At 64.0% G+C, this 13,576-nt stretch carries 8 protein-coding genes; all 8 read right to left on the bottom strand.

Going from position 1 to position 13,576, the window contains the following annotated elements; genetic code table 11:
* Positions 1-87 precede the first annotated feature (87 nt).
* Entirely contained in the window at positions 88-2,130 is a 2,043-nt protein-coding gene (betT, locus tag QD172_RS15580; RefSeq protein ID WP_077378383.1) for a choline BCCT transporter BetT, read from the bottom strand.
* An 871-nt stretch (positions 2,131-3,001) separates the two neighbouring features.
* Positions 3,002-4,132, bottom strand: a complete 1,131-nt coding sequence (locus QD172_RS15575) for a Spy/CpxP family protein refolding chaperone (RefSeq protein WP_191237627.1) — start codon at positions 4,130-4,132, stop codon at positions 3,002-3,004.
* Between the two features lie 155 nt (positions 4,133-4,287).
* On the bottom strand, positions 4,288-4,665 hold the full coding sequence (locus tag QD172_RS15570) for a hypothetical protein (RefSeq protein WP_077378389.1): 378 nt from the start codon (positions 4,663-4,665) through the stop codon (positions 4,288-4,290).
* Positions 4,666-4,865: 200 nt separating this feature from the next.
* Positions 4,866-5,609: a response regulator gene (locus tag QD172_RS15565; protein ID WP_084207931.1), complete on the bottom strand. Its 744-nt coding sequence runs from the start codon at positions 5,607-5,609 to the stop codon at positions 4,866-4,868.
* Positions 5,610-5,644: 35 nt separating this feature from the next.
* Positions 5,645-7,159: an ATP-binding protein gene (locus QD172_RS15560; RefSeq protein WP_279856229.1), complete on the bottom strand. Its 1,515-nt coding sequence runs from the start codon at positions 7,157-7,159 to the stop codon at positions 5,645-5,647.
* Complete coding sequence (locus tag QD172_RS15555; RefSeq protein WP_279856227.1) at positions 7,156-10,281, bottom strand: efflux RND transporter permease subunit; 3,126 nt, start codon at positions 10,279-10,281, stop codon at positions 7,156-7,158. The genes QD172_RS15560 and QD172_RS15555 overlap by 4 nt, the downstream gene beginning before the upstream one ends.
* Positions 10,278-11,678: an efflux RND transporter periplasmic adaptor subunit gene (locus tag QD172_RS15550; protein WP_279856226.1), complete on the bottom strand. Its 1,401-nt coding sequence runs from the start codon at positions 11,676-11,678 to the stop codon at positions 10,278-10,280. Before QD172_RS15550 ends, QD172_RS15555 begins: the two co-directional genes overlap by 4 nt.
* 260 nt (positions 11,679-11,938) lie before the next feature.
* Positions 11,939-13,297, bottom strand: coding sequence for a gluconate:H+ symporter (locus QD172_RS15545; protein ID WP_279856224.1), 1,359 nt, complete (start codon positions 13,295-13,297; stop codon positions 11,939-11,941).
* Between the last annotated feature and the right edge of the window lie 279 nt (positions 13,298-13,576).

The raw sequence follows: 13,576 nt of genomic DNA, 5'->3' as shown, positions 1-13,576 counted from the left end.
GGCGCAAACATGGAAAAGCCCCCGCCGGGAGACCGGCGGGGGCTTTTGCGTTGCAGGCCGAGCGTAGGCTCGGCACCGGATGACGACTCAGTCGATGTCGGTCTGCTTGCCGATCACGCCTGGCATCACCGGGGCTTCATTGACCGTATCGTTGCGCACGAAGGCCAGATGCTGCTGATAGGCGGTGACCACTTCATCGAGCACCTGAGCACGCGACAGGCCGTTGAGCTCCTGACCGCTGCCACCCTCGGAGAGGTGGACGGCCAGACGCAGGTAGTAGTCATCGTTGGCATCGATGAAGCTCGGCGTCTGGTGACGCACCGAACGCACCTGGTAGACGAAGTTGGAGGCATCCTCGAACTCGACTTCCAGTGTCACGCGCGGCAGCGGCTCGCCCTCTGCCGTCTCTTCACTGACGGAGGAGACCTGGCCGCGACGGTTGAGCTCTTCGGCCAGCTGGTTGAGCGCCGGACGAATGGAGCGCTTCAGCGTTGCCTCGGCACTGCCGCTCTTGGCGAAGTCGAGCACGTGATCCAGACGCTCGTGCCAGTCGACCCCTTCATAGACGCAGCTGTTGTCCTGACGCACGTTCTCCTTGCGATCCTCGATCATCAGCGCCTTGTACATGCCGATCATCATGAAGATCAGCACGATGGAGAAGGGCACGGCGGTGATCACCACGGCGCTCTGCAGCGCGCTCAGCCCCCCGACCATCAGCAGAGCCAGCGTCAGCAGGCCGATGATGGCGGACCAGAAGATGCGCAGCCAGATCGGTGCATCGTGGTTGACGTCCTTGAGGATGGACGTGAAGTTGGCCAGTACCAGCGCGCCGGAGTCGGCGGAGGTCACGAAGAACACGATCCCCAGAATCGCCACCACGGCGGTGGTGATGGTGGAGTACGGCAGCTGCTCCAGGAAGGTATAGATGGTGTTCTGTGGTGCGTTCAGGGCTTCGGTGGCCAGTGCGCTGACGCCCTGGTTGGCGACCATGTCGATGGCCGAGTTACCGAAGACGCTCATCCATACCATCATGAAGCTCAACGGGATCAGCAGCGCACCGAACACGAACTGACGGATGGTGCGGCCACGTGAGATGCGCGCCAGGAACAGGCCCACGAACGGGGTCCAGGCGATCCACCAGCCCCAGAAGAACAGGGTCCAGCCGCTCATCCATTCATCGGTACCCGGCGTGTAGGCATAGGTATCGAAGCTCTTGGCGGTGAACTGGGTCAGGTAGTCACCGATGTTGAGCACCAGCGCGTTGAGCAGCTGGGAGGTGTCGCTGACGGCCAGCACGAAGATCAGCAGGGCGGTGGCCAGCAGCATGTTGAATTCGGACAGCAGGCGGATGCCCTTCTCGACACCGGTGATGACGGAAATCGTCGCCAGAATCATCACGCCGATGATCAGTGCCGCTTGCACGGCGAGGTTCTCGGGCACGCCCAGCATGAACTTGAGACCGTAGTTCAGCTGGATGACGCCGATGCCCAGTGAGGTGGCGATCCCGAACACGGTGGAGATGATGGCGAAGATATCCACGGCGTTGCCGATCGGGCCATTGATGCGGTTGCCCAGCAGCGGATAGAAGGCCGAGCGGATGGCCAGCGGCAGGCGGTGGCGATAGCTGAAGTACGCAAGCGACATGCCGGCGAGCACATAGATGCCCCAGCCGGAGAGCCCCCAGTGGAAGAAGGTTTCCACCATGGCGTTGCGGATCGCCGCCTGGGTCTCGGGGTCCCCCGTGACCGGTGCCACATAGTGGGACAGCGGCTCGGCGATGCAGTAGAACAGGATGTCGATGCCGATACCGGCGGCGAACAGCATCGCGGCCCAGGACATCAGCGAGAATTCAGGACGCGAGTCGTCCGGTCCCAGGCGGATGCGCCCGAAGCGTGAGCAGGCGATCAGCACACCGAAGACCAGATAGGCCACGATGGCCAGCATGTAGAACCAGCCGAAGGTATCGATGGTCCAGCTCAGGGCGTTGCCGATCCACTGGTCAGCCAGTTCGGTGAACAGCATCGCGAAGGCGAGGAACGCCACGATACCGATGATCGATCCGTAGAAGACCGTCGGATTGATGCGACTCGAGGTCGGCGCAGCGCTCTCGGAGGAAGCGGGTTTCTGCATGAGGAACTCCTGTCATGGGGAAGTTTCACTCGTGCGTAGTGCTTTGCTGACAGCCTGCGGCTGTGGGGGCAACGGCAGGGTGTCAGCAAAGACGGACACGAACGGCACGGGCCTCGCTCAGCTCCCGTCATGGGCAGCGCTGAAGCGGTGGCAGTGTCGACTGGCAGGCGGAGGAATGGCAGGTCCATCCGCAGGCAGCAGGCGAGAACGGCCTCAAGGCGATTCACGAAGGTCGGTCGGCGGGCGCCTCGGCAACGGCATGCCTGGCGACTGTCTCGCGACCTTCATCATGGTGAACGTTCACAGGGCGCTGCTGGACGTCAGAGACTGTCTTGCCAAGATCTCTGACTCCGACATCTGCGCGGCGCGAATTCCTTCGCGGCCAGTGCCGGGTCCGCTTTCCGCTGACGGTTGCAGGCATCCCCCTGCGGTGGCTTCTGTCATGGACACCGTTGCTCAATGCCCTGTCGTTCGAGAGAACCCTCGGACGGGGGAGCTCAGCAGTCAGGAAAGCACGACTCTCATCATCACGCCATGTAATGCTCAAGGCCTCGCAAAATTATTTTAATTGATTGTTCAATAAAAATATAACCCCCATTACCCAAAAAGACAGGGGGACTGTCGCTTTCTCTTATGAACCTGTCGCGATCCGTCGGGCGCGAGCCCTCATGCCAGAGCCTCCCGTCAGGAATGTCGCGGAGAGAGACATTTCTGTCGCCAATGGACGAAAACGACACCGCCCCGACCACCAGAAGGCGGCCGGGGCGGCATCGTTTTCGCGTTTTCTTTCCCACAAGACCGATCAGGGTCACTTCATGGGGCGTGTCTGGCTGGCACCTGAAAAGGGGAGTCGCCTCTCAGGTGCCGCGCATCAGGCCTGCGGAGCCGGCTCGCCCGGTCCCTCCTGCGGACCACCGTGCGGGCCGCCATGACGCATGCCATTGGCCATGAAGGCCTCCAGCGCGTCCAGCTGTTCGGCGGACAGGACATCAGCCAGTTTCTCGCGGCCTTCCTGACGCAGTTCCAGGCGCTGCTCCTTCATCTCCTTGCGCATTTCCTGACGGGCCGCGACACGCTCCTGTCTGGTGTCGGCATCCTTCATGGCATCCCGCATGTCGTCGTGCATCTCTTTCATGCTGTCATGCATCTCGTCACGCATTTCCTTGCGGACTTCCTTGAGCGCCTGCATCTGATCATCGCTCAGATTCCAGCTTGCCAGCAGGGCCTTCATGCCTTCGCGCTGCTGACGCTCCGCCATCTTCGGGCCGCGCTTGTCGCGCTGGTGCATCATGTCCAGCACCTTGATCTGGTCATCGTTGAGCACCTTGGCGAGGCGCTCGTGCTGCGTCTCGCGCAGTTCCTTGAAGGCGGCCTTGCGCGCTTCACGCGAGTCGAAGTCGGTTTCCTTGAGCGACTTCATGTCGCCGCGCATGGCATCGAAGGAATCCTTGAGGGACGCACGCTGGTCCTCATCCAGGTTCCAGCTGTCGAACAGGGCGCCCATCAGTGCCATGCGCTGATCGCCATCGCGTCCCATGTGCTTGCCGCCGGCCGGCTTGTCCTTCATGGCCATCGGCTTGTCGCCATGCTTGTCGGCCCCATCAGGGCGCTTGGCATCATGCTTGCCGTGCATCGGCTTGCCTGCGGCCCAGTAGGCTTCAAGCACCTTGACCTGGTTGTCGTCGAGAATCTCGGCGAGGGCGGCCTTGTGCTGGTCACGCTGGGCCTTGATGGCATCACGACGTGCTTCGCGAGAGTCGAAGGTCTGTTCCTTGAGCTGCTTGCGGCTTTCCATCTGCTGCTGCTTCAGCGTTTGAAGCTTCTGTTTCTGAGCATCGCTGAGGTGCCAGCTGGCGAGAATCTTGTCCAGGCCTGCCTGGCGGCCGGCGGCACCGTCGTGCTGTTCCTGTTGCTTGACGCCGCTGGCGGCCATGGCGGTCATCGGCAGTGCCAGGGCGGTCAGCAGACCGGAAACGATGAGCTTGCGAGAAATGCGGTTCATGGCGTACTCCGTATGTCGAGATAAAGAACTGCGTTCATGCGATATAGCGAGTATCGGCGGCGAATGTGCCGGGATTGTGCAAGTACTCGCGGGTAAGTGTGCAATGTGTCATGTCAGGATCTGCAACGCTGTCGCGGCAGCCTGCCACGAGGCCGTCAGTGCCGGGCTTGCTTGCCCGTGCTGGCCTTGTCGGGGTAGTGGCGATCGAAGTGCTGATGAAAACGGCTTGTCTGCTCGGCGTTCAGGATTCTGTCGACCTTGGCCAGATAGTCCTGACGGGCCTTGGCCAGCGCCTTTGCATCGTGGTGGCTCTCGGCCGCCTGACGCTGTTGGCGGTAGTGACGATATTGCGTGTCGAGGGTGTCGCGCTGACTGACGTTCAGGCTGATGCCATCCAGCAATACGCTCAGGGAGACATCGGCGGCGCTGGCGCTGCTCACGGTCAGCGGTGACACCATCAGCATGACGCTCAGCATGCCGGCACTGATCAGACGAGTGCGAGGACGCGCACGCTTGGCAGGACGGTGGGACATGGCGAATACCTCACTTGTGGCGTGAGCCCGAGCTCATGCGGCAGTCGATGTCGCGTACTCAGGCAGTGATGACAGTATCCGTCGCAGTTGGACAGCAAGTTAGCACCGCGGGTGCAACAAAAACGCAACCGCCGTCTGTGGTCACAGACGGCGGTTGTCATGTTGCTGAAAGGTTCGCGGGCCCGGGGAGAGGCGGGGAGTCAGTCCAGCACGTCAGGCTCGAACTTGTAGCCGACGCCGTAGATGGAGCGAATCACGTCGCGCTCCGGCCAGGCACTGGCGATCTTGCGGCGCAGCTTCTTGACGTGGGAATCCACGGTGCGCTCCGAGACGATGCGGTGATCCCGGTACATGTGGTCCATCAGCTGATCACGGGAGAAGATGCGCCCCGGTGATTGCATCATCACCTTGAGCAGCTGGAACTCGACGGCGGTCAGCCCCAGGTCATGGCCATCCGCCAGGGCCTGCCAGCCTTCTTCGTTGAGCGTCAGCTGGCCCTTGGCGGAGCTTTGCGAGAGCGTCTGGTCGAGTGCCTGGCTGCGACGCAGCACGGCCTTGATGCGGGCGACCACCTCGCGCGGGCTGAAGGGTTTGCAGATGTAGTCATCGGCGCCCAGCTCCAGCCCCAGCAGGCGATCCACTTCCTCGACGCGCGCGGTCAGCATCACGATGGGCAGCAGGGCGTCTTCAGCGCGCAGCTGACGGCACAGGGTGAGGCCATCGGTACCCGGCAGCATCAGGTCGAGCAGGACCAGTGCCGGTCTCTCGTCATTGACCGCGGCGATGACGGCATTGCCATCATCCACGTGGCGGGTGCGATAACCGCTGCCATTCAGATAATCGCACAGCAGGCTGGCGATCTTGGGCTCATCCTCGACCACCAGAATCAATGGCTTGCGAGATTGTGCCTGGTCATCGGAGTGGTCGGCGTGAATGTCGCTCATGGTCAAGAGTCCTTGCGGATGAAAAAGAGTCAGTCTCAAGTAGACAACAGCGGCAGGCGAATGTCCCATCGCAGCCCGCCCAGTGTGGAGTGCCCCGGCACCAGCTCGCCTTCATGAGCACTCACCAGCGCGCTGGCGACGGCCAGTCCCAGCCCGCTGCCACCGCTTGAGCGATTGCGCGAGTTCTCGACGCGATACAGTCGCTCGGTGAGGTGGGCAAGCTCGGCGTCCGGCACGCCGGGGCTGGAATCCTCCCAGCGCACGATCGCCCAGCCGGGGTGGCCGGCTCCCTGGGCGGGGCTTGCGGCTTCGTGCAGCAGACTGACCTTGAGTCTGCCCGGTGCATCGGTATAGGCACGGGTGTTGCTGGCCAGGTTGCTCCACAGCTGATGCAGGCGTTGCGTGTCGCCCAGCACCCGCAGCGGCAGCGGGATGTCGGTCTCCAGTGCGATCCCGGCATCCGCCAGCCAGCCGCGCAGGTCGTCCAGGCTGTCACGGAGCTGGGTATCCAGCGCCAGCGGCTCGCGCCAGGCTTCCAGCGTACCGGCATCGCTCTGTGCCAGCAGGCGCAGGTCCGCCACCAGGCGATTGAGGGCGTCCACCTCCTGGGCCAGCGAGCCGAGGCTTGAATGGCTCATCGGGCGGAAGCCATCCTGCATGGCTTCAATCTCGCCCTTGAGCACCGCCAGGGGAGTCCGCAGCTCGTGGGAGATGTCGCTGACCCAGCGCTGGCGGGAATCGCGATTGCTCTCCAGTGTCGCCGCCAGGGCATTGAAGTCCTCGGCCAGCCGCGACAGCTCATCCTGCCCGCGGACCGGCAGACGGGTGGCATAGTCGCCACTCGACAGGCGATTGGCACCAGAGGCCAGGTCACGGACGCGGTGCCCCAGCCACCAGGCGATCCCGGCGGCCGCCAGCAGCGAGGCGAAGGCGGATGAGAGCATGATGATGGCCAGATCGCGCGACTGACGTTCCAGATACTGGTCCTTGCCGCGCTTCAGCATCTCGCTCACCGGCAGATAGCCGAGTTCTCCGATCTTGCTGCCATCAAGCATCAGGTCCTTGAACTGCATGCCGGGAATGGGGCGCGGTGCCCCATTGAGACGCTGGCCATCGGCATCACGCAGCATGTAATCCTGTGGGCGCGTCATGTTGGGCCCCAGCAGCATGGCCTGCTCTCCGACCGGCGGGCGCGACATGCCGGGGCCGGGCATCATGCTGTCCTCCCGGCCTGGCGGCGGTGACATGCCGGGCCCGGGCATCATGCCGTCCTCTTCGCTCGGCGGGCGGGAGTGCACGATACGCCCCCAGTTGCGCCGACTCTTGAGCCATTGCCAACTGCCCTCGGCGGCATAGGCGCTGATCAGGTCCGTCGAGATCATCTCGACGCGCTCCTGCTGGGTCTGCTGCAGGTACTCGGCGAAGCCCTTGTCCATGCTCTTGGAAATGAACAGGTAGATGCTGCCGCCGATCACGACATTGGTCAGCAGCAGGATCACGAACAGGCGGACCGAAAGTCTCGAACGCAGGGCGGTCACGGGTTGGATCATGACGCACGTTCCTCCTGAGGCGGGGTGCGGGGCGGCAGTCCCAGCAGGCGACGCAGGCTGTGCTGCAGGTCTTCCAGCAGCAGATAGAGCGACGGCACCAGGATCAGCAGGATGACCGTCGCGAACAGGATGCCGAAGCCGATGGAAACGGCCATCGGGATCATGAAGCGAGCCTGGCGCGAGGTCTCGAAGATCATCGGCGCGAGACCGAAGAAGGTGGTCAGCGTGGTCAACAGGATCGGTCGCAGACGTCGCGTGGCCGCCATGATGATCGCCTCACGCGCACTGGCTCCGGCCAGCCGCTGGCGGTTGGCATAGTCGATGAGGACCAGCGCATCGTTGATGACGATACCCGACAGCGCCAGCATGCCCATCAGGCTGATCACCGACAGCCCGTAGCCCATCAGCTGATGGCCGATCACCGCGCCGATCAGGCCGAAGGGGATCGCCGTCATCACCAGCAGCGGCTGCAGATAGCTTCTGAAAGGCAGGGCCAGCAGCAGATAGAGCGCCGCCAGGGTCAGCAGCAACGAGACCTGCAGGGACCCCAGATTGTCGGCGGTCTCCTCCTGACGTCCGCCATAGCCGATGCTCAGAGTTGGGTACTGACTCTTCAGCTCGGGATAGACATCGCTTTCCAGACTGGTGATCACCTGGCTGACCGCATCGGACGGCGTGACGTTGGCGGTGACCTCGATCACGCGGCGACCATCGATGCGCAGGATGCTGGAGGCGGCGCGCCCCTGCTGGATGTCGGCCACCAGTCCCAGCGGCACGCTGACGCCGTCGGCCGTCTGCACGCCGAAATTCTCCAGCTGGGCCAGACTCGCGCGCTGGGCTTCGGGCAACAGCACCTTGACCTCGACCTCATTGCGACCCTGCTGCTGCTTGAGTGCCGTGGCGCCGGACAGCGGTCCGCGCAGCTGGTTGGCCAGCGTCGCGCCGTCCAGTCCCAGCGAGCGTCCATAGGCATTGAGCTGCAGATAGAGCTCGCGCTTGCCGTCATCCAGACCGCTGTCGATATCCGACAGCGAGCTGTAATCCTCAAGCGAGGTCGCCAGGGTCGCGGCGGCCGCCATCAGCGCGGCACTGTCGGAGGATGACAGTCGAATGGTGAGGCCCGCGCCGCGTCCCGGCCCGCCGATATCGGATTCGAACAGCAGCGATTCGGTATTGGCGATGGTGCCCGCTTCCTCGCGCCAGGCCTTGATCAGCTGTGAGGGCGACCAGTTGTTCTCCACCGTGGTGTCCAGATTGGCGATGATGCTCAGCGAGTTGCCTTCTATCTCGGCACTGGTGGAAAAGACCGCCAGGTCGGCTTCGCGCTCGCGCACGCGGTCCAGCGCCGTCAGCAGCAGGGTGCGCACTTCGCGGTCCTGGCTGATCGGGCTGCCTACCGGCAGATTGGCGGTGACGCCGGCGCGGTTGGATTCCACGCGTGGCATCAGCGAGAAGCCGAGACGGCCACTGGCCATCCAGGCCATCGCCAGCACCAGCAGCGCCAGGCCACAGATGGCGGTCAGACCACGGTAGTTCAGACACCCCTCGAGGAAGGGCTGGAAGCGCTGACGTGTGAAGCGCTCCAGTCCGTGCTGGACGCCGTGACGCACGCGGTCCAGCGGTGCCAGCCAGCGAATCGGCTTTTCGCTGGTGTGTCCCAGGTGCGCGGGCAGGATGAAGATCGCCTCGATCCAGCTCAGCGCGAAGATGCTGATCACCACCAGCGGGATGATGCCGAATACCAGCCCGAGGAAGCCGGGCAGGAACAGCAGCGGAATGAAGGCCACGATGTTGGACAGGATCGAGAACGCCAGTGGCACCGCGATCTCGCGCGCGCCGAGGATGGCGGCTTCGCGCATGCTGGCGCCGCGCTCGCGATGCGAGTGGATGTTCTCGCCGACGATGATGGCGTCATCCACCACGATGCCCAGCGCGATGATGAAGGCGAACATCGAGATCATGTTGATGGACACGCCGACCAGCGGCAGGAACAGCATCGCGCCCAGGAAGGCCGTGGGGATGCCCAGGGTGACCCAGAAGGCGAGGCGCGCCTCCAGGAACAGGCCCAGCAGCACCAGTACCAGCACCAGCCCCATCCAGGCGTTCTTGAGCAACAGTTCCAGACGGTCCTGATAGACCAGCGAATCATCGTCCTCGACACTCAGCGTCAGGCCGCGCGGCAGGCTGGCGGACAGCTCCGGCAGCATCGCCATGGTCGCGGCGGACAGCTCGTTGGGTGTCTGGGAGCCGACCTGATAGATGTCCAGGCCGATCGCCGGTTCACCGTCATAGAGCACTTCCTTGTCACTGTCGGCGAAGCCGTCGGTGACGGTGGCGATATCGCCCAGGCGGATGACATTGCCTTCCTGACTGGAGATCACCGGCAGCTGCGCGAACTCGGCGGCACCGTCGCGTCGCGCCTCGTAGCGCACCAGGTACTCGCCCTGCTGGGTGTCCAGACTGCCGCCGGCCAGGTTGAGCGCCTGATTGCCGATCAGGCTGGCCACATCCTGATGCGAGAGGCCGTAACGGCGCAGCGCCCCTTCCTCCAGTGACACGTGCACTTCCCGGTCACGGATGCCGGTCAGCTCCACCTTGGTGATGTCGTTGCTGTCCAGCAGGCTCAGGCGCAGACGCTCGGCGACGTTGCGCAGGGTCTGGTCATCCGTCTGGCCGTGCAGCTTGAGTTCCATCACGCTGCGCGAGCGACCTGCCAGCGAGTAGACGGGCGGATCGGACTCATCGGGCAGGGTGGTGATGCTGTCGATGGCCTGCTGGATGTCCTGGTAGGCGCGCATGGTCTCGACGCCATCCTGAAGCTCGATGGACAGTGAGCCGAGGCCTTCCTCGGCCGTGGCGGTGATCTCCTCGATCCCCTCCACGTCCTGCACCGCGGATTCCATGGCCTGCAACAGGCTCTCGGACACTTCATCGGGGGTCGCGCCGGAATAGCTGACGCTGACGTTGATGATCTCGAGCTCGAAGGAGGGGAAGACCTCCTTCTTGATCTGGCTGGACATCAGCAGACCGCCGAGAATCAGACACAGCATCAGCAGGTTGGCGGCGACACCATGATCATGCATCCAGCGGATGGGGCCCTTGAGGCGCGACGGTGCCGTCATGAGTCACTTCCGGTGGTCGTGGCGCGCTTGTCGGCAACCGTGGCGTTCTTGTCACCAGTCGCGGTGTCCTGCTCAACTGTCGCGGTGCTCTTGTCGCCAGCCGTCGTCTTGTCGTCAGCCGCCTTGGTATCAGGGGTCCTGGTGGTCGGCGTCGGCGCATCACCGCGGGCACGCAGCGCCATGCCGGCCTCGACATTGCTCAAGGCACTCACGATGACCCGCTCGCCATCGCTCAGCCCCCCGGCGATCAGCAGGGTGTCGTTGCCCAGATGGCGCACGCCCACCGCACGTTTCTCCAGATAGCCATCCTCCGTCAGCACCCAGACCTGCTGGCCACTGCGCAGGGCGCTGACCGGCAGCTCGATCAGCGATGCGGTGCGCTGAGGTGTCAGAGTCGCTTCCACCACATCGCCCAGGCGCAGGGCCGGCGTGCTGGCGCGCGCCTCCTCGGAGACGTCGAGCGCCAATGGGTCTTCCACTGCCACCATCACCTGGGTCAGCAGGCCGTTGTCCTCCAGGGACGGCAGGACGCTCCACACTTCGCCGCGCCGATGCTGGCCCTCCGGCCATGCCTTGCTGGACAGCAGGACCGGCGTGCCCTGACCGTCACGGGCATGGGTCGAGAGCCATTCCATGTCGGCCTGCGGGAGATTGAGACGCACCCAGAAGCGGTCGGTGGCCACCAGCGTCAGCAGGTCGGTGAAGGCGTTGAGGTCACTGCCTTCGCCGACCAGCCGCTCGCTGATCAGGCCGTCATAGGGCGCGCGGATCTCGGTACGTTCCAGATTGAGTCTGGCCTGGTCGCGGCTGGCGCGGGCACTGTCCACCGCGGCCTGAGCCGACTTGAGCTGAGGCTCGCGCAGCACCAGCGCTTTCTGCGCCGCCGGCAGGTTGCGACCGAAGGTCTTGTATTCCGAGGCCGCGCGGATCTGCTCGCCCTTTTCCGAGGCGAGGCTGGCTTCTGCCGTGGCGAGATCCGCCTCGGCCTGACGCAGCGCCAGCTGGTAATCCAGCTGGTCGAGACTCGCCAGCAGCTGGTTCGCGCGGACTTCACGGCCCGCCTCGATGCCCTCGGGGAAGGGGGCCAGTTGACCGCTGACCCGGGTGGATACGGTCGTCTGACGATCGGCGATCACGCGGCCGTAGCCTTCCAGTGTCGGTGCACTGGCCGTATGGCTGACCGTCACCACTTCCACACTGGGAACCGGGGCGTCACTGGGCGCGCGCTTGGGGGCGCCGGGGCGGTGGGTCATCCACCAGGCCGCCAGCGCTATCGCCAGCGCGAGAATGATCAGCGCCAGCAGGCGCATCCAGATCAGACGGCGGGAGGAGGGTGGCTTGCTGCCAGTGGCGGAGGGTGGCGATGCCGGGGTTGGCGACTCAGGGCTGTTGTCCATGCGGACTCCGGACGAAAGATGTCAGGCCCTGATGCACAACGGCCTCTGACCAGTCGCGAGAGCGCCGAGCAGAGACGAAGGATCATGGGCCAGAATGGCGGACGAAAGGGTGGATGATCGCATGATGTCATGCAGGCGCAATGCAAAAGTGGGAAATAGCGTGCAAGACGGCGCGATAGGGAATTCTGGCATTTGCCAGGCACAAAAAAAGCTGCCACATGACGTGGCAGCTTTTCGTCAGCGCTCCGGGTCGCGGGTGTCTAGAGGAACAGCCCGATCAGCAGCGCCATGCTGACGCCGATCACGCCGATCAACGTCTCCATCACCGTCCAGCTTTTCAGGGTGTCCTTCTCGGTCAGGCCGAAGTAGCGGCTGACCAGCCAGAAGCCGGAGTCATTGACGTGGCTGAGCACGGTGGCGCCACTGGCGATGGCGATCACCACCAGCCCCAGCACCGGGCCGGACAGCGCCAGCGTATCGATCACCGGCGCCATCAGACCGGCGGCGGTGATCATCGCCACGGTAGCCGAGCCCTGGATGACACGCACCGCGGTGGCGATCAGGAAGGCGAGCAGGATCGGTGGCAGATTGCTGTCGGCCATCAGGATGCCGAGCACGTCACCGACGCCGGAGTCGATCAGCATCTGCTTGAAGACACCGCCAGCCCCGGTGACCAGAATGATGATGCCGGCCGGCTCGAGTGCCTTGGTGGCGACTTCCATCACCTGTTCACGCGTCATGCCGCGACGCGTGCCCAGCAGTGTGAAGGCCATCAGCGTGGCCAGACTCAGCGCCACGAAGGGATGGCCGAGAAAGCCCAGCCAGCCGACCAGCGGACTGTCGTCACCGAACAGGAAGCCGGAGACGGTGTTGAGCACGATCAGCGCCAGCGGCAGCAGCACGATGGACAGGATCAACCCGAAGCCCGGGGCGCGCTGATTGACCTCTTCATCGCTCATCACGCTGCCGGCATTTTCCATGTACTCCGGGATCCTGGCATCGATACGCTTGGCGATGAAGCGACCGAAGATCGGCCCCGCGACGATCATCGCCGGCAGACCGCACAGCGCCCCGAACAGGATCACGTAGCCGAGGTCGGCACCGATCAGCTTGGCGACCGCGATCGGCCCCGGCGTCGGCGGAATGAAGGAGTGGGTGACGGCCAGACCGGCCAGCAGCGGAATGCCGTAATAGAGCAGCGAGCGGCCGCTGCGGCGTGCCAGTGCATAGACCAGCGGCACCAGGATGATGAAGGCCACATCCAGGAATACCGGAATCGCGACCAGGAAGCCGGTCAGCGCCAGCGCCCACTGGGAGCGTGAGGTACCGAAGCGCCCCAGCAGGGTATTGGCCATGCGGTCGACGCCGCCGGACACTTCCAGCATCTTGCCGAACATCGCGCCGAGCCCGACCACGGTGGCCACGAAGCCCAGGGTGTTGCCCATGCCGTTGGTGACGGAATCGATGATGGCGTCGGGCTGCATGCCGGTGGCCAGCCCGACCCCCAGACTCACCACCAGCAGGGCGACGAAGGCGTGCAGGCGCAGTCGCATGACGAGGTACAGCAGCAGCAGGATACCGCCGAGGGCGGCAAGGACGAGGGTGCTATCTGGGGACATGATGGCGAACTCTTGCGGCTGGCGGTGGCGGTACGATCTGCCACGGCCTTGGGCGTATGGTGTGAGGCGTGTCGTGTGAGGCCTGTGGTGCAGGGCCGGTTTTGCCAGACCTGTTGTGCAGACCTGTTGTGCAGACCTGTTGTGCAGACCTGTTGTGCAAGACCTGTTGTGCAAGACCTGTTGCTTCGTGCAGGATGAAAGTTACCGGTAACATAAGCGTCTGTGCAATGATCCGAAAGGTGCATGTCGCCGGGTCGCCACGACATGGATGATGCCTGC

The sequence above is a fragment of the Cobetia sp. 10Alg 146 genome (assembly GCF_029846385.1).
Lineage (GTDB): Bacteria > Pseudomonadota > Gammaproteobacteria > Pseudomonadales > Halomonadaceae > Cobetia > Cobetia marina.
This window is presented reverse-complemented; position numbering and strand designations above follow the sequence as displayed.